Here is a 22,284-nt window from a genome sequence, read left to right as displayed (position 1 = left end):
GAGGAAGAGCCGGATGACGATTGACGTCGCTCATCAACGCGGAGCCGTGTCCGCTCCGCCCCTGCGCCGCAGGCCCAATCTGCTGAGGCGCATCCTGCTCCACTGGAACGACTACGCCTATATCGCGCCCGCGCTCGTCGTCATGCTGCTGGTGATCGGCTATCCGATCTACTACACGGTCGAGCTGAGCTTCTTCAAGACGCCGGCCAACCTGGCGATGAGCCAGAAGATCTTCGTCGGATTCGACAATTACTGGGCGATCCTGACGTCGAAGAGCTTTCACGACGTTACCTACAACACGCTGATCTGGACCATCGTCTCGACCTTCTTCGCCTATGTGCTCGGCCTCGGCGCGGCGCTGGCGCTGAACCGCGAATTCCTCGGCCGCGGCGTGCTGCGCGCCGTGCTGCTGGTTCCCTACGTGATCAGCGCCGTCGCCGCCTCCTATGTCTGGAAATGGCTCTACCATTCCGATTTCGGCGTCATCGGCGCGCTCTCGGTCCAGTTCGGCTTCACCGACGAACCGATCAACTTCCTCGACAACATCTACACCGCGCTGCCGTCGCTGATCGTCGTCAACATCTGGAAGGAGTTCTCCTTCGCGATGATCATGCTGCTCGCCGGCCTGCAGACCGTGCCGGACCAGCTCCTGCGCGCCGCCCAGGTCGACGGGGCGAATGCCTGGCAGCGTTTCTGGCATGTGACGATGCCGCATCTGAAGGGAGTCTCGATGGTGACGATCCTGCTCCTGATCGTCACCAACCTGAACTCGTTCATCATTCCCTGGATCATGACCGGCGGCGGCCCGGCCGGCGCCACCGACATCTGGATCACCCAGATCTACCAGATGGCGTTCGGCCGGATCCGCTTCGGCATGGCGTCCGCCTACTCCGTGATCCTGTTCATCGTGATGATGGCGCTCGGCTACTTCTACGTGAAGGCGCTGACGCGCGGCGACGAGGCGAAATCCGAATGAGCACCCCGACCCGCATGTCCACCGTGACGATCGCCCCCGCCCCGGCTCGCCGCCGCTCGAAAAAGCCCGTCGGCGGCTGGCGCTGGGCCGGCCGCGGCATCCTCGTCTTCCTGCTCCTGTTCACCGCGCTGCCGATGGTCTGGATGGTCATCACCTCGCTGAAGACGCAGCTCGCCGCCCTGCAATACCCGCCGCAATGGTGGCCGGAGGAAGTGACCTTCGAGAACTACGTCCAGCTGCTGTCGCCGAGCAACGCCATCGGCCACGAGTTCCTGCAGTATTTCTGGAACAGCCTCTACGTCTCGATCCTGTCGACCATCCTCGGCGTCGCCGTGGCGGTGCCGGCCGCCTACGCCTTCTCGCGCTTCCGCTTCCCCGGCCGGCAGGCGCTGTTCTTCTCGGTGCTGCTGCGCAACATGTTCCCGGCGGTGGTGTTCCTGATGCCGCTGTTCCTGATGATGAAGTGGCTCGGGCTGGTGAACACGCATGGTTCGCTGATCCTGACCTACCTGACCTTCGGCCTGCCGCTGTCGATCTGGCTCTTGAAGGGCTTCTACGACAACATCCCCGTGCAGCTCGAACAGGCGGCGCGCATCGACGGCGCGACGCGTTTCCAGGCCTTCTTCCACATCGTCATGCCGCTGTCCTCGCCCGGCATCATCGCCACGGCGATCTACGCCTTCATCATGGCGTGGAACGAATATGTCTACGCGCTGACCTTCCTGAACGCGAAGGAGAAGCTGACGCTTCCCGTCGGCCTGCAGCGCTTCTTCGCCGAATACGCCACCAACTGGCCTGGCCTGATGGCGGCGTCCTTCATCATGAGCGTGCCCGTCGTCGTGCTGTTCCTGGTGCTGCAGAAGTATTTCGTCCGCGCGCTGACCGAAGGCGCGGTCAAGTCCTGACCCGCCTCCCCCGGTACCAAGAGGAATTCCCGATGGCTGAAGTCGTTCTCAACGAAGTCGTCAAGACCTACGGCAACATCTACGCGGTCAACCATGTATCGCTGACCGTCGCCGACGGCGAATTCGTGGCGCTTGTCGGCCCTTCCGGCTGCGGCAAGACCACGACGCTGAGCCTGATCGCCGGGCTGAACGAGATCTCGGGCGGCGAGATCCATATCGACGGCCGGCTGGTCAACGACCTCGACCCGAAGGACCGGGACATCGCCATGGTGTTCCAGAACTACGCGCTCTACCCGAACAAGACGGTGTTCAAGAACCTCGCCTTCCCGCTGCAGATGCGCAAGCTGTCGAAATCCGACATCGAGGCGAAGGTGCTGTCGGCCGCCAGGGTTCTCGACATCACCCATCTGCTCGAGCGCAAGCCGCGCGAGCTTTCCGGCGGCCAGCAGCAGCGCGTGGCGCTCGGCCGCGCCCTGGTGCGCGACCCGCGCGTCTTCCTGATGGACGAGCCGCTCTCCAACCTCGACGCCAAGCTGCGGGTGCAGATGCGGACCGAGCTGAAGCGCTTCCACCAGGACCTGCAGGCGACCGTCGTCTACGTCACCCACGACCAGCTCGAAGCCGTCACCATGGCCGACAAGATGGCGGTGATGCATGGCGGCTTCCTGCAGCAATACGACTCGCCCAAGAACGTGTTCGACAATCCGGTGAACATGTTCGTCGCGAGCTTCGTCGGCAGCCCGGCGATGAGCCTGGTGCCGCTGGAGGCCGTCAGCCATGGCGGCGCGGTCGCGCTGCGCAGCCCCGAAGGCTGGGAACTGCCGCTCTCGCCGCGGAATTCGCGCAAGGCGCTCGGCGCGAGCACCAACAAGGTCGTGCTCGGCGCGCGCCACAGCACCGTGAAGCTCCACCGCGAAGAAGCGCCCGGATCGGTTCCCGGCGTCGTCTACACGGTCGAGCCGACCGGCGACATCACCTTCGTCCAGGTCTTCCTCGGCGACGCGATCGTGATCGTCAGCCTCGATCCGAGCATCACCGTACATCCCGACCAGAAGGTCTGGATCGAGTTCGACCAGGACAAAATCCATCTCTTCGACGGCGCCACCGAGATGGCGCTCGCCACCGCCTGAAGCCCGTTTCCATCGACCTCCAGAAAGCTACCAGAATGAAAATCACGAGCGTGCGCACCGCCGTCATCGACGGCAACTTTCCCTGGGTTCTGGTGCGAATCGAAACCGACAAGGGCGTCAGCGGCCTTGGCGAGGCCTATTGGGGCGCCGGGGTCGCCGAGCTGGTGCATCGCGCCGCGCGCTACATCATCGGCCAGGACCCGACCAATATCGGCAAGCTGATGTTCATCATCGAGCGCGTGCTCTCCGGCGAAGGCGCGCAGGGCGGCACCACCGTCACCGCCATGTCCGGCATCGAGATCGCGCTCTGGGACCTGATGGGCCGCGCCCACCAGCTGCCAATCTCGACCTTCTTCGGCGGCCGCTTCCGCGAGAAGATCCGCATCTATGCCGATTGCCACGAGGGCGACACGCCCGACCCGGCCGAATATGCCCGCCGCGCCAAGGAAGTGGTCGCCGACGGCTTCACCGCGATCAAGTTCGACCTCGACAACGAGAACCCCTACACGCTCGACGTCACTGACGACACCTATCCGAGCCGGCAGTGGGTCGAGCCCTATAACCGCGTCATCGGCTCGCAGGAGCTCGACTGGATGGTCAGCGTCGCGACTGCCGTGCGCGAGGCCGTCGGGCCCGAGATCATGGTGGCGATGGACGCGCACTGGAAGTTCGGCGTCAACGACGCGATCAAGCTGGCGCAGCGGCTCGAGCCGCTCGATCTCGTCTGGCTCGAGGACCCGACGCCGCCGCACAACATCGATGCGCTTGTGCAGGTCACCCGGTCGACGAAGACGCCGATCCTGACCGGCGAAAGCCTCTACACCAAGTGGGGCTATCGCGACCTGATCGAGAAGCAGGCGGCCCGCATCATCTCGCCCGACATCCCGAAGATGGGCGGCCTGTCGGAATTCAAGAAAGTCGCCGACCACGCCGACATGTACTACATCGCCATGGCGCCCCATAATGTCGCCAGCCCGATCGGCACCGTCGCCTGCGGCCATGTCTGCGCCGCCGTCAGCAATTTCCTCGTCATGGAATACCACGCCCACGACGTCGAATGGTGGGGCGACCTGGTCGAGGGCGGCAATCCGCTCGTCGACGGCTTCATCCCGCTCAACGACAAGCCCGGCCATGGCCTGACGCTCAACGAGGACGTCGCCAAGGCGCATCTCAAGAAGGGCTCCAGCTATTTCGGCGAGACGCCCTACGCCTGAGCGACAGACACGATCGAAACGCGCGTCGCCCCGGCGCGGCGCGCCTCACACCGACATGCGTTGACGGCGGCGCGCGCCGCCAGAGGAGGAGACAACCATGACGACCAACCAGGACATCAAGGACATCAAGCGGCCGCCGAAGGCGCAGATCGAGGCGCTGAAGAAGATCGGCGCCGCGACGGTGGCCGGCACGCTCGGCCACATGGGCATCCGCAACCCGCACATCCAGGGGCCGGTGAGCTGGCACAAGGGCCGCGTGATGGTCGGCCCGGCGCTGACGCTGCAGTTCATGCCGAAGCGTGAGGATCTCTACGGCGAGGGCGAATATGCCGACCCGGAGAAGCAGTTGCACCGGCACGTGCTCTACAAGACCCAGCCGGGCGACGTCGTGGTGGTGGACGCGCGCGGCGACATGACCGCCGGCGTGTTCGGCGAGATGATGATGACCTATTTCAAGGGCCGCGGCGGCGCCGGCCTCGTCATCGACGGCTGCATCCGCGACTATCCAGGCCAGATCGAGCTCGACATGCCGATGTGGATCCGCGGCCTGACGCCGAACTTCCATACCCAGACCGGCCTGATGCCGATGGACTACAACATCCCGATCGCCTGCGGCGGCGTGACGGTGATCCCCGGCGACATCATCGTCGCCGATGACGACGGCGCCGTCGTGCTGCCGGCCGCGCTGGCGGAAGAGGTGATCGCCACCGCCTCCGAGCATCACGAATGGGAGGAGTTCTCCAAGATCAAGCTGCTCGAAGGCGGCGCGCTGCAGCGCTACTATCCGCTGCATCCCGACGCGCAGGGCGAATACGAGGCCTGGCGCAAGCTGAACCCGATCAAGCGCTGAGCCATTCCGCTTCGGATCGAGGCCGGCCGCGGTTCATGCCACGGCCGGCCTTCGCGCGACCGCGACCCGCCATGGCGACGCGGAGCGGCGGATGTCACGATATCGCAACATCCGGCCCGTAAGGCTCCCGCTCTTCCGGAACCCGGCAGGCGCCCCCCAAAAAACGGCGACGCGCCTCCCCTCTCGACATGTGGCTCCCATGCAGACCGTCCTCGCCAATTTCCAGATCGTCACACCGGACGAGATCCTGCCCGGCACCGTCGTGCTTGCCGGCGGGGAGATCGAAGCGGTCGATGCCGGAACCAGCCGGCTTCCCGGCGCCATCGACGGCGAGGACGACTATCTCATCCCCGGCCTGATCGACGTGCACACCGACAATCTGGAGCGCCATTTCGCGCCGCGCCCGGCCGTCGCCTGGCCGTCGGCGATCGGCGCCGTGCTGGCGCATGACCGCGACATCTTCGGCGCCGGCATCACCACCGTCTATGACGCCATCTCGTTCGGCGACTACGAGAATGGCGGCGAGCGCCGCGCCATGATCGAGAAGAGCATCGAAAGCCTCGACGTGGCGCGCGCGCACGAGTTGCTCCGGGCCGACCACTTCCTGCATTTCCGCTGCGAGGTGTCCGATCGCGGCGCGCTGGAGATCTTCGAGCGACATGCCGGCCATCCGCGCCTCGGTGTCGTCAGCCTGATGGACCACACGCCCGGCCAGGGCCAGTGGAGCGACCTCGCCATCTACCGCGCTTTCCGGCGCAAGAAGAACGGCCGCGTCTGGACCGATGCCGAATTCGACGCCTATATCGACCAGCGCCGCGCCGATCGCGAGATCTATGCGACGCCGCAGCGCGAGACGATCCGCCGGCTGGCGAGCGAACGGCGGATCCCCCTCGCGAGCCACGACGACACGACGCTCGCCGATGTCGACCGCGCCCGCGACGAGGGCGTCACCATTTCCGAGTTCCCGACCACGCTGGCGGCCGCCGAGCAGGCCCGCGCCTACGACATGAAGATCGTGATGGGTGGCCCAAACGTCGTGCTCGGCCGCTCGCATTCCGGCAATGTCGGCGCGGGCGAACTGGCGTCGCGCGGCCTGCTCGACGCGCTGACCTCCGACTACGTCCCGACCAGCCTTCTGGAGGCGGTGTTCGTGCTGTCGGCAGGCGGGATGGCTCTGCCCCAGGCGGTCGCCACCGTGACGGCGACACCGGCCGCGATGCTCGGGCTTTCCGATCGCGGCCGCATCGCGCCGGGCCTGCGCGCCGACCTGCTGCGCGTCCGCGTGGTCGCCGGCGTTCCCGTCATCCGCGCCGCCTGGCGCGGCGGGCAACGGCTCGCCTGAACGGCGCGTCGAACGGTTTCCGGGCCAGCCAGACGGCCGGCCCGGGATAGGATGCCTACCAGCGCTGGTGGACGTGCGGCTTCACCAGCCGGTCATAGATCTCGACGATGCGGGCGCGGTTCTCCGGCGAGATGCCGGCGAGGTCGCTGGCGGCGGCGTTGGAGCGCGCCTGCTCCTCGTTGCGGGCGCCCGGGATGACCACGGAAACCGCCTGCTGCAGCAGGATCCAGCGCAGCGCGAAGGTCGACATGGCGACGCCGGCCGGCAGCAGCGGACGCAGTTCGTCGACCGCCTGCAAGGCGACCTCGAACGGCACGCCGGCGAAGGTCTCGCCGACGTCGAACGCCTCGCCATGACGGTTGAAGTTGCGGTGGTCGTCGGACCGGAAGGCGGTGTCGCGGGTGATCTTGCCGGAGAGCAGGCCGGAGGCCAGCGGCACGCGGACGATCACGCCGATGTTCTTCTTGATCGCCTCGGCGAAGAAGAGGTCATGCGGGCGCTGGCGGAAGATGTTGTAGATGATCTGGACCGTGGCAACGCCCGGATATTCGATCGCCTTCAGCGCTTCCTCGACCCGCTCGACCGAGACGCCGTAATTGCGGATCTTGCCCTTGGCGACGAGGCCGTCCAACTCGCCGAAGAATTCCGGGCGGTAGTAGACGTCGGTCGGCGGACAATGCAGCTGCACCAGGTCCAGCGTGTCGACCTCGAGGTTCTTCAGGCTGCGGTCGATAAAGGCCTCGATATTCGCGCCCGTGTAGCCGTCGGCGACATGCGGGCTCAGCCGGCGGCCCGCCTTGGTGGCGACGAAGGGACGATCGCCGCCGCGGCTCTTCAGCACGTCGGCGATGATCTTCTCCGAACGGCCGTCACCATAAACGTCGGCGGTGTCGATGAAGGTCACGCCGGCGTCGAGCGCCGCGTTCAGCGCCTTCTTGCCGTCCGCCTCGCTGACATCGCCCCAGGATCCGCCGATCTGCCAGGCGCCGAAGCCGATTTCCGAGATCTGGGCGCCCGTGCGCCCCAGCTGCCGCTTCTTCATGTCTTGTTCTTTCATTTCACCGGCCGGGCGGCCGGTACGCGCGCTGCCGCGCTTGCTCCCGAATTCGTTCGTCCGGGACCGGCCAGGGGGATTTCCGCGCTCGCGGCGACAAGGTCGCCCGCTGCGGCGCGACGGCCGGTCGACGCACGCCTTAACCTTGCGCGACTTGGCGCCGGAAGCAAATGCATTGCGGCGGCGGACCGGAGCAAACAAACAAAAAAGCAGGCCGGCTTGCGCCGGCCTGCATGGCCCGGTTCGAAATGCCGCCCGGCTTCTGCGGCCGGTCGGCTACGCGTTACTTTTCGACCGGGAAGAACCAGAGATTGCGGTCGGTGTAGCCGAATTCCTTGATGATGGCGGACATGGTGCCATCAGCGCGGATTTCGGCGAGGGCGCGCGAGATGGCGCTGTTCAGGTCGACGTCTTCCTTGCGCAGCGCATAGCGGGCATAGCCATATTCTTCCGGCAGCGGCTTGTAGTCCGCAACCAGCTCCATGGCGGCGTCCGGGTGCTTCTTCAGGAACTGGCCGACCTTGATGTCGTCTTCCATGCCGACGTCGAGACGGCCGGCGATGATGTCGGAGAACTCGGCCTCATTGCTCGTGTAGAGCTTGAGCTCCTTCAGGTCGGTCCGCTTCTCGAGCAGGCCATGGTTGACGGAGCCGCGCAGCGTGCCGACCGTCTTGCCGGCGAAATCGTCCCAGCTGTGGATGTTGAGCGGGTTGCCCTTCGCCACCGTCACGCCCGAGCCGTACCAGTAGGACGGGCCGGTAAAGGCCAGCACCTTCAGGCGCTTCTCGTTCTCATGCAGGTTGTCGACGATGACGTCGCCGCGATTGGCCAGCAGCGTCGGCACCATCGCGTCAAACGGGATAAGCTGCCAGGTCACCTTCTCGATGCCGAGGCGCTTGGTGATCTCGCGGAAGATGCGGACGTCGGTGCCGTCATATTCCTTGGTCTTCTCGTCCTGGTAGGTGTTCGGCGGATCGGCGGCTATCAAGAGCGTGATGCCCTCCTCGCGCGCCCGCTTGTAGGAGCCGTCGCCGCCATCATAGGTGGCGTTGCCGACGCCGATGTCGCCGGCCCAGGCGGCGGATGCCGACATCACGCCCGCAATCACGGAAGCATAGACAAGACTGGTCAGTTTCACTGGTATTCCCCTCGTTTTCTTGTTCGAAACGTCTATCGGCCGGCCGCGCTCATTTCCTTGTTGCGTTCGAGCACGGATCTCAGGAAGTCCCGGGTCCGCTCCTGCTGCGGGGCGGAGAACAGCTCGTGCGGCTTGCCGCTCTCGACGATCCGGCCATCGGCCATGAACACGACGCGGTCCGACACCTCACGGGCGAAGCCCATCTCATGCGTCACCACGACCATGGTCATGCCCTCGTCGGCCAGCGCCCGCATGACGCGGAGCACCTCGCCGACCAGCTCGGGATCGAGCGCCGACGTCACCTCGTCGAACAGGATCGCCTTCGGCCGCATGGCGAGGGCGCGGGCGATGGCGACGCGCTGCTGCTGGCCGCCGGAAAGCTCGTGCGGATAGGACTGCGCCTTCATGGCGAGGCCGACCTTTTCCAGCAGCCCCAGCGCGATATCCGTCGCTTCGCCGCGCGAACGGCCGAGCACATGGATCGGCGCCACGGTGATGTTCTCCGTCACCGTGAGGTGGGGGAACAGGTTGAACGACTGGAACACCATGCCGACCTTGGCGCGAATGGCCTCGATCTGCTTCTCGCTGTCGACGACGAGCTTGCCGTCGCGCTCGTAGCGATAGACGGGCTGGCCATCGATCGAGATCGTGCCGCTGCCGATCTCCTCCATGTTGTTGATGCAGCGGAGCATCGTCGACTTGCCGGAGCCGGACGGGCCGATGACGCAGACGACCTCGGCCTTGTCGACCGTCAGCGACACGTCCTTCAGGACGTGATGGGCGCCGTAGTGCTTGTTGATGCGATCGAGGCGGATCATGACTTGGTGCTCCCTTCGACCGCTTCAGCATTGGCAAGGGGGACGACCTCGGTCGGGACGACGGCCGGACGGCGCGCGCCGATCGCCATGCGCTTCTCCAGGTAGCGGACGAAGAGCGCCGCCGGATAGGAGAAGAACAGATAGATCGCACCGATGATGGTGAAGACGGTGAAATACTGGAAGTTCGTCGACGAGATGATCTGTCCGGTAAAGATCAGCTCGCGCACCGTTACGATCGAGACCAGCGACGTATCCTTGAACAGCGAGATGCAATAGTTGCCAAGCGGCGGAACGACGACGCGGATCGCCTGCGGCAGGATGATCAGGCGCAGCATCTTGCGGCGCGACATGCCGAGCGCCTTGGCGGCCTCGACCTGGCCATGCGGGATGGCGGCAATGCCGGCGCGATAGACCTCGGCGAGATAGGCGGAATAATTGATCGACAGGCCGATGACGCCGGCCATGAAGGGATCAAAGCGAATACCGAAGGCCGGCAGGACGAAGTAGATGTAGAACAGCTGCAGCAGACAGGGCGTTCCACGCACGACCTCGATGTAGAACGAGGCCGCGATGCGAATAATGCGCGATCGTCCGATCTTGGCGAGGGCCAGCAAGAGCCCGAGCGGCAGCGCGATCAACATGACGCAGAACGTAAGCTGCAGGCTGATCAAGGCACCGCGCATCAGATCCGGGAAATAGTCCCCGACGCCTTCGAAATTGAAAAGATTGATGAATGTCGTCAGCACGGGACGCCTTCCGTCTCAGGAACCATTGCGCGCCGGCCTGTCGAGACAACCAGCCGCCGCAGTACTCGCGCAGAAAATCCTGCGCGCCCCACCCAGTTTATTCTGTATTGCAGAACATCGTTCTGTAATCGAATGCTATGTTTGCTGAAACCGAATGTCAACGCTCGGATCCCCGAGCGTAAGGCCTTCGGACATTAGTTTTCGGTTCGATCTATTCTGGGCGCAGCGCCCGGAAATCAGTCAAACCGCCTCGAAATCAAGCATTCGGCGGGCAGCCGTCACCGGCCACCCAACCGAGTTCACGGCAGAGCGAAGGGAGAAAGCGTGATCGCCGTCGCGATCGCGGAACCGGGAGCGAGGACCATCATTCCCGTGTCGTTGCGGCTGGTTGAGAGGTTGAAGGCGTCGGTGCAGTTGCTGACCGGCTCGGCGCAGAAATGGCCGGCGCCGGGCGGCGTGTAGACGACGAGATGGCGCAGCGGCGCGTCGGCGACCATGCCCAATCCCGCGCCAAGCTCCGGCCAGCGAACCGTCGCCACGCCGTCCCAGCCCGCAAAGGCGGTATCGAGCGAAACCTGCCCGACCGGCAGGCGCGCGGCATCGCCCCAGAGCTCGGCGGCAGGGCCGAGGCGAACCGGCATCACCTCGCCGTCGACATGCCATACGGTCTCGACCCGCGCCTCCAGCGTCGTCTCGGGCGTCGCCGGGAAGAAGGGGTGCAGGCCGAAGCCATAGGGCATCGGCTCCCTCCCGCGATTATGGGCGGTGAGACGGATGCGCAGGCGGTCGCACATCAGTTCGATGGTCTGCATCGCCGCATAGGGAAACGGCCACGCATCGCCGGCATGCTCATAGCCGAGCACGATGCGGTCCGGCTCGCTGGCGACGACCTTCCAGGGACGCTGCCAGCCATGGCCATGCTCGACATGCGGCCCCGGCGTGTTGCGCGGCATGCGGATGTCGCGGCCTTCGAAGGTGAAGCGTCCATCGCGCAGCCGGTTGGAAAAAGGCGTCAGCGGGAAGCAGCCGGCCTCCTCGTCGCCGTCATGGGGCGACGACATCGGCCGGATCAGATCCAGCCAGCGCCCGGCCGGATGCCGCCACTGGCAGGCGGCGATGCGGCCACCCAGTTCCGGCAGCAGCGTCAGGCGGAAGCGCTCGGTCGCCAGTTCGACAGCGTCTCCCGGCGCCGTCACAGCCGCGCTTCCGTCAGCGGCCGCAGCGCCCAGGCTTCCTGCGCCGAGGGGCCGCCCAGCGCGCGCGAGATCAGGTCGGCATGGCGGACCAGCGGCTCGGCGATGGTGGGGACCTGCTCCAGCGGCAGCAATTGCTTCAGCGTCGTGACGCTGATGGCGCCGAGCGTCTGGCCGCCGCGGCCGAACACGCCGGCGGCGACGCAGATGATGCCTTCATGGTCCTCTTCGTCGTCGATCGCATAATGGCGGGCGGCGATGCGATCGAGATCATCGCTGAGCGCGGCGATCGAGGTCAGCGACTTCGGCGTCCGCGCCGGATAGCCGACGCGTTCCAGCAGCGAGAGCGCGGCGGGCCGCGGCATGGCGGCGAGCAGGACCTTGCCGACGCCGGAGCAATGCGGCTTCTCGCGGCGGCCGAGCGCGGCGTCGAAGCGGATCGCCCCCGGCGCATCGACGCGGCCGATCACCACCGCGAAGCCGTCATCCATCATGGCGACGCGCGAGGTCATGCCGATCTCCTGCGTCAGGTCGCGCAGCACGGGAAGCGCGACATCGGCGAGGCCGGTATTGGCGACGGCGAGATCGCCGAGCCGCAGCAGCGACAGGCCGAGCCGGTAGCGCCGGGTCATGCCCTCGCCGATATCGGTGACCACGCCGCGCGCCCTGAGCGTCGCCAGGATGGCATAGGCGGCCGGCTTCGACAGGCCGATGTCGCGGGCAAGGTCGGTCAGCCGCGCGCCGGCCTGACCGCTGTCGGCGATCCGATCCAGCAGGTCGAGGGCGCGCCCGAGGCTCTGCACCCTGTATCGCTCATCCGTCATGGTCCGTTCGCCCCTTGGTTGGATCGCCATGCCGGCCAGCGCAGCCGACAGCATGGCGTAGCAATAACAAACATATTTTCACAATACAGAACTTTGTATCACAGCAGCAATCGGGCGACCGGTTCACCGGCAAAGCCGGGGCGCGCCGCGCTTCCGCCCTTCCGAAGCGCCCGGCCGGCGCGAAGCGAGCCACATTCACAGCCTGTGCTCGGCGCCCCAAACGGCTCCACAAGCGGATTGACTCGTATCAGGAAAGGACTAGCATCCTGTAATACAAAATATTGTTCTTCAATAAAAAACAAAATCAGGGGCATTCATGGCAGACGAGCCACGCAAATACCGCTCGACATCCTGGTTCGGAGGAGCCGGCAAGAATGCCTTCATGCACCGCAGCTGGATGAAGAACGAAGGCCATCCGCCGGATGTCTTCGATGGCCGCCCGGTGATCGGCATCTGCAACACATGGTCGGAGCTGACGCCGTGCAACGCGCATCTGCGCACCATCGCCGAGCATGTGAAGCGCGGCGTCTATGAGGCTGGCGGCTTCCCGCTCGAATTCCCGGTGATGTCCCTCGGCGAGAGCAACATGCGCCCGACGGCGATGCTGTTCCGCAATCTCGCCTCGATGGATGTGGAGGAATCGATCCGCTCCAACCCGATCGACGGCGTCATCCTGCTGGTCGGCTGCGACAAGACCACCCCGGCCCTGCTGATGGGTGCCGCGAGCTGCGACCTGCCGACCATCGCCGTCTCCGGCGGCCCGATGCTGAACGGCAATTTCCGCGGCAAGGCGATCGGCTCGGGCACGCATGTCTGGAAGTTCTACGAGGACGTGAAGGCCGGCCGCATGTCGGTCGACGACTTCCTCGCCGCCGAACAGGGCCAGAGCCGCTCGGCCGGCAGCTGCATGACCATGGGCACGGCCTCGACGATGGCGTCGATGGTCGAGGCGCTCGGCATCGGCATGCCCGACAACGCGGCGATTCCCGCCGTCGATTCCCGTCGCGCCATCCTGGCGCAGGAATCCGGCCGCCGCATCGTCCAACTGGTGCGCGAGGACGTCCGGATGTCGAAGATCCTCGTCCGCGAGGCCTTCGAGAACGCCATCCGCGTCAACGGCGCCATCGGCGGCTCCACCAACGCCGTCATCCACCTGATCGCCGTCGCCCGCCGCCTCGGCCTCGACCTGTCGCTCGACGACTGGGACAAGTTCGGCCGCGACGTGCCGACCATCGTCGACCTGATGCCGTCCGGCCGCTACCTGATGGAAGACTTCTACTACGCCGGCGGCCTGCGCGCGGTGATGCGCGTGCTCGACGAGCACGGCCTGCTGCACGGCAGCGCGCCGAGCGTCGCCGGCCCGACCATTGGCGAGATCGTCGCCGACGCGCCCAACTATAATGGCGAGGTCATCCGCTCCTTCGAGGAGCCGCTGACGCCGCAGGGCGGCATCGCCGTGCTGCGCGGCAACCTCGCCCCCGGCGGCGCCGTCATCAAGCCGTCGGCGGCGACCGAGGCGCTGATGCAGCATCGCGGTCGCGCCGTCGTCTTCGAGACCATCGAGCACTATTACAAGCGGATCGACGATCCCGATCTCGACATCGACGCCAGTTGCATCATGGTGCTGAAGAACTGCGGCCCGAAGGGCTATCCCGGCATGGCCGAGGTCGGCAACATGCCGCTTCCCGCCAAGCTGCTGCAGCAGGGCGTCACCGACATGGTGCGCATTTCCGACGCGCGCATGAGCGGCACCGCCTATGGCACCGTCGTGCTGCACACGGCGCCGGAAGCCGCCGCCGGCGGTCCGCTCGCGCTCGTTCGTGACGGCGACATGATCGAGCTGGATGTTGCCGGACGGCGGCTGCATCTCGACGTCTCCGACGCCGAGCTGGAAGCGCGCCGCGCCGAGTGGGCCCCGCCCACGCATGACGGCGTCAACGGCTACCAGAAGCTTTTCGTCGAGCATGTCCTGCAGGCCGACGAGGGCTGCGACTTCGACTTCCTGCTTGGCAAACGCGAAGCGGGCATCCCCCGCCATTCCCATTGAGGCGCTGATGGAACAAGATTTCCCCTACGCGGTGTATCCGAGCCTGGACGGCCGCGTCGTCTTCATCACCGGCGGCGGCAGCGGCATCGGCGAAAGCCTGGTCCGGCATTTCTGCGCGCAAGGCTCGATCGTCACCTTCATCGACATCGCCGAGGACGCTTCGCGCGCCCTGGTCGAGAGCATCAAGTCCGAGGGTCACCGCGCACCGGACTTCATTCCCTGCGACCTGCGCGACATCGAGGCCCTGCAGGCAGCGATCCGCGCGACGCAGGAGAAGCACGGCGCCATCCGCGTCCTGCTCAACAATGCCGGCAATGACGACCGCCACCGCACCGAGGACGTCACCGTCGCCTATTGGGACGACCGCATGGCGGTCAACCAGCGGCACCAGTTCTTCGCGGCGCAGGCCGTGCGCCCGATGATGCGCGACGCTGGCGGCGGCTCGATCGTCAATTTCGGCTCGATCACCTGGATGGTCGGCGATGCCGATTGCCCCGCTTATGTGACGTCCAAGGCCGCCATTACCGGCCTCACCCGGGCGCTGGCGCGCGAGTTCGGACCGGAGCGCATCCGCGTGAACTGCATGATCCCCGGCTGGGTCATGACGGAGCGGCAGATGCGCCTCTGGCTGACGCCGGAGGGCGAGCGCCAGATCGCCGAACGCCAGTGCCTGCAGGACCGCGTGCAGCCGTCCGACATCGCGCGCATGGCGCTGTTTCTCGCTGCCGACGACAGTCACATGTGCACGTCGCAGCATTTCATCGTGGACGGAGGTTGGGTTTGATGGTCGGCGTAGAGACAAGCCGGACGAGGCTGGTTCAGTACAAGTCGGAAGCCGGCGAGCGCAGGGTCGCCGTCGTCGGCGCCGATGGCGAGACGCTGCTGCCGCTTCAGGGCTTTTCGACCGTGCACGAACTGGCGTTGCGCAGCCTGGAGACCGGAACCGGCCTCGAAGCGCTGGTCGCTGCGACGTCGCGCGAGGCCGCGCTCGACTATGAGGCGGTGCTGGCCGCCGGCCGCGTGCTGCCGCCGCTCGATCATCCCGAGCCGGCCCGCTTCCTGATCACCGGAACCGGCCTGACGCATACCGGCAGCGCCACCGCGCGCAACCGCATGCACATGGACACCCATGGCCCGGACGCGATCGAGTCCGATTCGATGAAGATCTACCGGATGGGTCTCGACGGTGGCAAGCCGGCCGAGGGCGAGATCGGCATCCAGCCGGAGTGGTTCTTCAAGGGCGTCGGCACCTGCGTCGTGCCGCCCGGCGCGCCGCTCGACCTGCCCGGCTTCGCGCTGGCCGGCGCCGAGGAGGCGGAGATCGTCGGCCTCTACATCGTGGACGCAGCGGGCCAGCCCCGCCGGATCGGCTTCACGCTCGGCAACGACTTCTCCGACCACATCACCGAGGGCAAGAACTACCTCTACCTCGCTCATTCGAAGCTGCGCGAATGCTCGCTCGGCCCGGAACTGCTGCTCGGCGAGCTGCCGCAGGAAGTCACGGGCAACGTCCGCATCATCCGCGACGGCAAGGTGGTCTGGGACGAGTCGTTCCTGTCCGGCGAGAGCCACATGTCGCACTCGATCGGCAATCTCGAGCACTACCACTTCCGCTATCCGATGTTCCGCCGGCCGGGCGACCTGCACGCCTACTTCTTCGGCGCGGATGCGATGAGCTACGCCTCGAACATGAAGACCGAGGCGAATGACGAGTTCGAGATCGTGTCGCCGACCTTCGGCAAGCCGCTGCGCAACCGCATGGTGGCCGGCACGGAGGAGAAGCTGGTCACGGTCACCCCGCTCTGAGCGGGACGACGGCCAACGGGTTCAAGAAAGCCTGAGAGAGCGCCAGCCGAGCCACGGTGAAGGCGCTCCTCCCACACCACCAGAACACCCATCCAGAGGAGAAGTGTGATGACGAGTTTGAAAGCTGTGCTGGGAGCCGCCGCGCTGGCGGCCGGACTCTGGGTCTCCGCCGCTTCGGCTGAGACGCTACGCGTCCTCGCCTGGGAAGGCTATGCCGACCCGGACTGGGTCAAGGACTTCACCAAGGAAACCGGCATCGACGTCGACGTCGTCTTCGTCGGCAGCGATGACGAGATCTGGGCCAAGATCAAGGGCAGCGAAGGCAAGGACTTCGACGTCATGGCCGTCAATACGGCGCAGCTTCAGCGCTATATCGACGCCGACCTGGTCAAGCCGTGGGATCTTTCCAAGATCCCGAACCAGAAGGACGTGCTGCCGCGCTTCCAGGACCTGTCCAAGATCAGCGGCGTCACCCGCGACGGCAAGGCCTATGGCATTCCGTTCTGCTTCGATTCGATCGGCCTGATCTATGACACCGACAAGGTGAAGCCGGCGCCGACCTCGATGTCCGTGCTCTGGGACCCGCAGTACCAGGGCAAGGTGCTGGCCTATGACAATGGCGAGCATAATTTCTCGTTCACCGCGCTGACGCTCGGCATCGAGAACCCGTTCCACCTCTCGGACGACCAGTTCGCGGCGGTCAAGGCCAAGCTGCTGGAGCTGAAGCCGAACGTGCTCAGCTTCTATACGACGGCCGACGAAGCCCTGCAGATCTACCAGAACAACGACGTCGCGCTGATCTGGGCCAATTACGGCCAGCAGCAGCTGAAGGCGATGCAGAAGGTCGGCGCCCATGTCGCCTATATCGCGCCGGCGGAGGGCTCCCTCTCCTGGCTCGACAACTGGGCCCTGACCAGCGGCGCCAAGGATCCGGACGCGGCCGCCAAGTGGGTCAACTTCCTGCTCGACAAGAAGATCGGCGCCGAGCTCTCCGAGCGTACCGGCTTCGGCAACACCGCTGTCGCCAGCTCGAACGCCAACGACAAGGACAAGCTGGTCTGGCTCGAGAGCGTCGAAGACCCGTTGAAGCGTTCCGACCTCTGGAATGAAATCAAGGCCTCGCAGTAGCGCCGGCTCTCGACAACCGGATGGAGCCAAGGCTCCATCCTTTCCTGTCTCGACCCGCGCCGCCGCGCGCGGGGCCCTTTGTCGATGGTTCGGGGTGGTAATGAGCGAAGCCGGTATCCTTCTGAAACTGCGGTCGGTTTCGAAAAGCTATGGCGCGACCGCCATCCTGCACTCGATCGATCTCGACGTGCATGACGGCGAGTTCATCACCATCCTCGGCCCGTCCGGCTCCGGCAAGACGACGATCCTGCGCCTGATCGGCGGCTTCACCCAGCCTTCCGGCGGCCAGATCCTGCTCGACGGCAGCGACATCGCCGCCATGCCGATCAACAAGCGGCCCTTCAACACGGTGTTCCAGGACTACGCCCTGTTCCCGCACCTGACTGTGGAGGCGAATGTCGGCTACGGCCTCGCCGTGCGCGGCACGCCGCGCGCCGAGACGGCGAAGCGCGTCGCCGACGCGCTCGAGCTGGTCCAGCTCGGCCATCTCGGCAAGCGCTTCCCGGCCCAGCTTTCCGGCGGCCAGCGCCAGCGCGTGGCGCTCGCCCGCGCCATCATCTGCCGGCCGCGCCTGATCCTGCTCGACGAGCCGCTCGCCGCCCTCGACGTCGAGCTGCGCCGCCACATGCAAACCTTCCTGAAGTCGATCCAGACCGAGATCCGCACCACCTTCCTGTTCGTCACCCACGACCAGGAAGAGGCGATCGCCATGGCCGACAGGATCTGCGTGATGAGCGCCGGCCGCATCGAGCAGATCGGCTCGCCGCACGAGGTCTACTATCGGCCGGGCACCGAATTCGTCGCCAAGTTCTTCGGCGAGAACAATCTCGTTCCCGGCACGCTCGGACCGGTCGACGGCGCGACCCGCGCGATCGACACCGCCATCGGCCGGCTCGTCTGCGCCGTCGACGGCCAGCCGCAGATCGCCGCCCTTCCCGCCGGCAGCCCGGCGCTTGCCGTGTTCCGGCCGGAAGCGGTCGGGATCGGCAATGGCGCCGGCGACGGCAACCGGATCGCCGCCCGCATCGCGCAGGTCGCGTTCGGCGGCGCCTCGACCATGGTGAACGCCGCCGCCATCGACCAGCCGCAGCAGGTCTTGAAGGCGCGCCTCCAGAGCCGCCCGGACGGCACGGCGCTCTCGCAGGGCGAGACGGTCGCCTTCACCGTCCCCACCAGCGCCTGCCGCCTGGTGCCGGCATGAGCGACAGCGCCGCCTCCGCCAGACCGAGCCGGCTGACGCCCTGGTTCGCCACCTTCGCCGCCTTCGTGGTGCCGTTCGGTTTCGTGCTGGCGCCGATGGCGCTCTTCCTCGTCTATTCGTTCTTCAGCGTCGACCATGGCAGCATCGTCTTCTCGCCGACGATCGCCAACTATGTCCGCTTCTTCACCGACCCGGTGTTCCTGCCGATCTTCTGGCGCACCTGCCTGCTCTGTCTCGCCGTCGCCCTGCTCTGCGTGCTGTTCGCCTTCCCGGTCGCCTATTTCCTGACGACGCTGCGCGGGCGCAGCCGCTACATGCTGCTGGTGCTGCTGCTCGTGCCGCTGCTGATGAGCTACGTCATCAAGATCTACGCGGTGCGCAGCATCCTCGGCGGCAATGGCGTGCTGAACCGCGCCCTGCTCGCGACCGGCATCATCGACAAGCCGTCCATGCTGTTCGTCTTCAACCTGAACGCCGTCCTGCTGACGCTCACCGTGCTGCTGATCCCGTTCGCGGTGCTGCCGATCTTCCTGTCGCTGGAGCGGATCCCGAAGGCGCTCCGCCATGCCTCGGCCGATCTCGGCGCCACCAACGCCCAGACCTTCTGGCGCGTGACGGTGCCCCTGAGCCTGCCCGGCACGCTGTCGGCGATGAGCTTCGTCTTCGTGCTGGCGATCGGCGATTTCCTGACGCCACAAATGGTCGGCGGCCAGTCCGGCTTCACCTTCGGCCGCATCATCTACAGCCAGTTCGGAACCGCCTTCAACTGGCCGTTCGGCGCGGCGCTCTCGGTGATCCTCGCCGCCGTCGTGATCCTGGCGATCCGCCTCGGCGGCCGGGTCGAAAGCAGCCGCGGGAGGATCCAGTGATGCGGCTCGCCGACAGGGCGGCCCCGGCGCTGCTCGTCACCCTCACCGCCTTCGTCTTCATCCTGCTCTACGGCCCGCTGCTGGTGCCAATCGTCTCGTCCTTCTTCAGCGTCAGCCACGGCATGGTGGACTGGTCGCAGCCGACGACCTCGGCCTATGCAGACCTGACGCGCAACGAGAGCGTGCTGTCGGCGCTCTGGACGACGCTGATCGTCGGCGCCGGCGCCGTCGTGCTGTCGGTCGCCCTCGGCACCGGGCTGGCGCTCTACTATGCGTCACCCAACGCTCGCGGCCGCCAGTTCCTGCAGTTCATCATCTTCCTGCCCTTCCTGATGCCGCCGATCATCACCGGCCTGGCGCTGCTGATCTTCTTCCGCCAGGTCGAATTCGAGCGCTCGCTGCTGACCATCATCATCGGCCACACCGTCTTCGTGCTGGCGCTGGTCTACCGCACCATCCTGACGCGGCTGCAATCGCTGAGCGGCAGCCTGGTCGAGGCGTCCTACGATCTCGGCGCCAGCGGCTGGCAGACCTTTCGCCTGGTGCTGCTGCCCAACCTCTCCAGCGCCATGGTCGGCGCCGCGATCCTCGCCTTCGCGCTCTCCTTCGACGAGACGATGATCACGCTGCTCGTCACCGGCACGCAGAGCACCCTGCCCGTGCGGCTCTGGGCGATGATGCGGCTCGGCTTCACGCCCGACATCAATGCGCTCGTCGCGCTGGTGCTGCTGTTCACGACCGTGCTCTGCCTGATCGCCGTGCGCTACCTGATGCCGGCTTCCGCCGTGGCGGGATCGGACGACAACTAGGCTCCAACCGATCGCGCCTGCCATGGCGCGATCGGCACCGGCTGCCCCAGGCAACCCGGCGACTTTCCCCGGCATTTCTTCGCGAGCGGCTTGCCGCGAACCGCCGACGCGTCCTGCGCGACCGTGGCGGCGCGATGACGCATGCCTTCCTTCCGGCCGACTATCGATAATCGTTGGATAGCGCCCGCTTCCGCGCCTCGGCGCGGGTGGCGGCGCTGCGTCGCGTGGAGTGGCGCGGCCCGCCCGTCGCTCCGCGAGCGAAGATAATATTCCATGATATGGAATGAAGATGTTTCGTATTATCCAGCGGAATGCTGCAGAGCTCTTCACCTGCCGCATGCCTATTGCATTTGCGCGGGATCCTATTCAAACTGCTCCAGACTAGCATGATTTTTCATTCTACATTGTAGGACGAAGTCTTGAGCAAGAGAACCGGGGCGAGGCGGAACGACACGGTACTGCGGTGGGATCGACGGATCCATACCGCATCCGGGCACGGCGCCCGGGCCTTCGAGACATCGCAATAGATCCGTCCGCCGCAGCGTGGCGGACACGGCCCGTCATCCGGCGCTGGCTGCCGGCCATCGGGCCAAGACGAGTGTGGCAAGTGACACGTCAGATCACGCCACAACGAGACGTTCGAACGTCCGGTACTTCCAGAAGGGGAATTGGGACATGCAGGGAAAACTGAATTCGATCACCAAGCGCCTCGGCCTGCTGACGGCTGCCGCGGCGTTCTTCGCCGGCGCCCTCGGGGGCCTGGCCCCGACGGCAGAGGCCGCCTCGCCGCGCGCGGCCGAAAACAAGATGATCCTCGTCGCCCGGCAGGATCCCGGCACGCTCGACTTCGTCAAGAGCAACCTGACCGCGATGCGGCTCTGGATCCCGGCCAACGTTGTCGAGCCGCTCGTCTATTTCAACAAGGACGGCAGCGTCGAGCCCGGCGTCGCAGAGAGCTGGACGATCAGCGACGACAAGCTGACCTACACCTTCAAGATCCGCGACACGACGTTCTCGAACGGCGCGCCGGTGACGGCCGACGACGTCGTCTTCTCGCTCAACACCATGAGCAAGAGCCCGGTCGTCGACTACGCCGCCGCCTATGAAGCGGTGAAGTCGATCGAGAAGCTCGACGACCACACGGTCAAGGTCACCCTCTCGCGGCCGAGCCAGAACTTCTGGCAGGGCATGGGCACGATCTCCAGCCTGATCCAGCCCGAGGCGAACGCGGCCAACATCGCCACCAACCCGATCGGCACCGGCCCGTACAAGCTCGCCAACTACACCACCAACAGCGCCTTCGAGTTCACCGCCAACCCGACCTACTGGGGCAAGAAGCCGGCGATCGAGAACGTCACCGTCCGCATCATCACCGACGGCACGGCCGGCCTCAACGCGCTCGAGGCGGGCGAGGTGGATTCGCTCCCCGTCATCACGATCGACCTCTGGGAGCAGCTCTCCAAGCGCGAGCTCGACAAGAAGTACACGCTCGTCACCTATCCGCAGGTGGGCGAGCCGACCTATGCGGTGCTGAACCAGAAGCTCGACAAGGGCCTGCGCGAGACCATCGCCAAGACGCTCGACCGCCAGTCCTACAACGACGCCTTCGGCGCCGCCTGGGGCGCGGAGAACACCTGCACCTTCGCGCTGCCGAACCAGGTCTGGTACTCGCCGGAAAACGCCGAGACCTGCCCGTTCCCCTATGACATGGAAGGCGCGATGGCGACGATCGCCGAGAAGGGCTACGCGAGCACGCCGCTCGAATACGCCTCGCTTAGCGACGTGCCCGACCTGTCGCTGCCGGCCGATATCATGGTTCCGGCCATGCAGGCCGCCGGCTTCAACGTCACCCGCAACGCGATCGACCTCGCCCGTTATTCGCAGCTGATCTTCCAGGGCCGGCCGCCGCAGTTCGACGTCACCATCATGTCGGGCGACGCCAACCCGGTTCAGTTCGCCTGCCCGGATCCGTCCAAGGCCGGCTGGAGCACATATTGCTCGGCCGAATATACCAAGGCGCTCGCCGATGCTGACGTCGCCCTGACGCAGGAAGACTATGTCGCGAAGATGAAGCAGGCCGCCGACATCCTGCGCAAGGATGCCGTCATCATCCCGCTGATCGCCAAGAAGGGCGTCGGCCTGTTCAATCCCGACCTGAATGGTTTTGAAGAGCCGCGCGTCAACGTCGCGATCGAGCTCAACAAGCTGCACTGGTAAGCCAGCCAGTCCAAGAC

Annotated in this window: 20 protein-coding genes; 14 read left to right on the top strand and 6 right to left on the bottom strand. The window is 65.9% G+C overall.

Going from position 1 to position 22,284, the window contains the following annotated elements:
• Positions 1–13 precede the first annotated feature (13 nt).
• From OSH07_RS22655 to OSH07_RS22630, 6 genes are all read left to right on the top strand, one after another.
• Positions 14–976, top strand: a complete 963-nt coding sequence (locus OSH07_RS22655; protein WP_420909672.1) for a carbohydrate ABC transporter permease — start codon at positions 14–16, stop codon at positions 974–976.
• A gap of 14 nt (positions 977–990) precedes the next feature.
• A complete protein-coding gene (locus OSH07_RS22650) occupies positions 991–1,881 on the top strand; it encodes a carbohydrate ABC transporter permease (protein ID WP_266340983.1) in 891 nt (296 codons plus the stop codon).
• 32 nt (positions 1,882–1,913) lie between these two features.
• Positions 1,914–3,011 carry an ABC transporter ATP-binding protein gene (locus OSH07_RS22645; protein ID WP_266340975.1) on the top strand — a complete coding sequence of 366 codons (1,098 nt, stop codon included), beginning with the start codon at positions 1,914–1,916 and terminating at the stop codon, positions 3,009–3,011.
• Between the two features lie 35 nt (positions 3,012–3,046).
• On the top strand, positions 3,047–4,225 hold the full coding sequence (locus OSH07_RS22640; RefSeq protein ID WP_266340974.1) for a mandelate racemase/muconate lactonizing enzyme family protein: 1,179 nt from the start codon (positions 3,047–3,049) through the stop codon (positions 4,223–4,225).
• A 97-nt stretch (positions 4,226–4,322) separates the two neighbouring features.
• Positions 4,323–5,075, top strand: a complete 753-nt coding sequence (locus tag OSH07_RS22635) for a ribonuclease activity regulator RraA (RefSeq protein ID WP_266340973.1) — start codon at positions 4,323–4,325, stop codon at positions 5,073–5,075.
• Positions 5,076–5,274: 199 nt separating this feature from the next.
• Complete coding sequence (locus OSH07_RS22630; protein ID WP_266340972.1) at positions 5,275–6,417, top strand: alpha-D-ribose 1-methylphosphonate 5-triphosphate diphosphatase; 1,143 nt, start codon at positions 5,275–5,277, stop codon at positions 6,415–6,417.
• A 55-nt stretch (positions 6,418–6,472) separates the two neighbouring features.
• Here OSH07_RS22630 and OSH07_RS22625 read toward each other — a convergent pair whose 3' ends face one another.
• The 6 genes from OSH07_RS22625 to OSH07_RS22600 form a co-directional block, all read right to left on the bottom strand.
• Positions 6,473–7,459 (bottom strand): aldo/keto reductase, encoded by a 987-nt coding sequence (locus OSH07_RS22625; RefSeq protein WP_266340971.1) that lies wholly within the window; start codon positions 7,457–7,459, stop codon positions 6,473–6,475.
• Positions 7,460–7,754: 295 nt separating this feature from the next.
• A complete protein-coding gene (locus tag OSH07_RS22620) occupies positions 7,755–8,609 on the bottom strand; it encodes a substrate-binding periplasmic protein (RefSeq protein ID WP_266340970.1) in 855 nt (284 codons plus the stop codon).
• A gap of 32 nt (positions 8,610–8,641) precedes the next feature.
• A complete protein-coding gene (gene ehuA / locus OSH07_RS22615) occupies positions 8,642–9,427 on the bottom strand; it encodes an ectoine/hydroxyectoine ABC transporter ATP-binding protein EhuA (protein WP_266340969.1) in 786 nt (261 codons plus the stop codon).
• Positions 9,424–10,173: an amino acid ABC transporter permease gene (locus OSH07_RS22610; RefSeq protein ID WP_266340968.1), complete on the bottom strand. Its 750-nt coding sequence runs from the start codon at positions 10,171–10,173 to the stop codon at positions 9,424–9,426. The genes ehuA and OSH07_RS22610 overlap by 4 nt, the downstream gene beginning before the upstream one ends.
• Positions 10,174–10,472: 299 nt before the next feature.
• Positions 10,473–11,369 carry an aldose 1-epimerase gene (locus OSH07_RS22605; RefSeq protein ID WP_266340967.1) on the bottom strand — a complete coding sequence of 299 codons (897 nt, stop codon included), beginning with the start codon at positions 11,367–11,369 and terminating at the stop codon, positions 10,473–10,475.
• The gene (locus OSH07_RS22600) at positions 11,366–12,190 is read right to left on the bottom strand and encodes an IclR family transcriptional regulator (RefSeq protein ID WP_266340966.1); all 825 of its coding nucleotides are present in this window, start codon (positions 12,188–12,190) and stop codon (positions 11,366–11,368) included. Before OSH07_RS22600 ends, OSH07_RS22605 begins: the two co-directional genes overlap by 4 nt.
• A 316-nt stretch (positions 12,191–12,506) precedes the next feature.
• Here OSH07_RS22600 and OSH07_RS22595 point away from each other — a divergent pair, with 316 nt between their 5' ends.
• The 8 genes from OSH07_RS22595 (at position 12,507) to OSH07_RS22560 (ending at position 22,267) form a co-directional block, all read left to right on the top strand.
• Complete coding sequence (locus tag OSH07_RS22595; RefSeq protein WP_266340965.1) at positions 12,507–14,237, top strand: IlvD/Edd family dehydratase; 1,731 nt, start codon at positions 12,507–12,509, stop codon at positions 14,235–14,237.
• Between the two features lie 7 nt (positions 14,238–14,244).
• Positions 14,245–15,021 (top strand): SDR family NAD(P)-dependent oxidoreductase, encoded by a 777-nt coding sequence (locus tag OSH07_RS22590; protein ID WP_266340964.1) that lies wholly within the window; start codon positions 14,245–14,247, stop codon positions 15,019–15,021.
• Positions 15,021–16,043 carry an AraD1 family protein gene (gene araD1, locus OSH07_RS22585; RefSeq protein WP_266340982.1) on the top strand — a complete coding sequence of 341 codons (1,023 nt, stop codon included), beginning with the start codon at positions 15,021–15,023 and terminating at the stop codon, positions 16,041–16,043. Before OSH07_RS22590 ends, araD1 begins: the two co-directional genes overlap by 1 nt.
• A 108-nt stretch (positions 16,044–16,151) precedes the next feature.
• A complete protein-coding gene (locus OSH07_RS22580) occupies positions 16,152–17,171 on the top strand; it encodes an ABC transporter substrate-binding protein (RefSeq protein ID WP_266340963.1) in 1,020 nt (339 codons plus the stop codon).
• Positions 17,172–17,271: 100 nt separating this feature from the next.
• The gene (locus tag OSH07_RS22575; RefSeq protein ID WP_266340962.1) at positions 17,272–18,372 is read left to right on the top strand and encodes an ABC transporter ATP-binding protein; all 1,101 of its coding nucleotides are present in this window, start codon (positions 17,272–17,274) and stop codon (positions 18,370–18,372) included.
• A complete protein-coding gene (locus tag OSH07_RS22570; RefSeq protein WP_266340961.1) occupies positions 18,369–19,241 on the top strand; it encodes an ABC transporter permease in 873 nt (290 codons plus the stop codon). The genes OSH07_RS22575 and OSH07_RS22570 overlap by 4 nt, the downstream gene beginning before the upstream one ends.
• Positions 19,241–20,050 carry an ABC transporter permease gene (locus tag OSH07_RS22565; protein WP_266340960.1) on the top strand — a complete coding sequence of 270 codons (810 nt, stop codon included), beginning with the start codon at positions 19,241–19,243 and terminating at the stop codon, positions 20,048–20,050. The genes OSH07_RS22570 and OSH07_RS22565 overlap by 1 nt, the downstream gene beginning before the upstream one ends.
• A gap of 675 nt (positions 20,051–20,725) precedes the next feature.
• A complete protein-coding gene (locus tag OSH07_RS22560) occupies positions 20,726–22,267 on the top strand; it encodes an ABC transporter substrate-binding protein (protein ID WP_266340959.1) in 1,542 nt (513 codons plus the stop codon).
• The last annotated feature ends 17 nt before the right edge of the window (positions 22,268–22,284 follow it).

Origin of the sequence: Kaistia nematophila, assembly GCF_026343855.1 — a bacterium.
In the GTDB taxonomy this organism is placed as follows: Bacteria; Pseudomonadota; Alphaproteobacteria; order Rhizobiales; family Kaistiaceae; genus Kaistia; species Kaistia nematophila.
The sequence above is the reverse complement of the archived record's forward strand: the minus strand, read 5'-3'. Positions and strand labels throughout refer to the sequence as shown.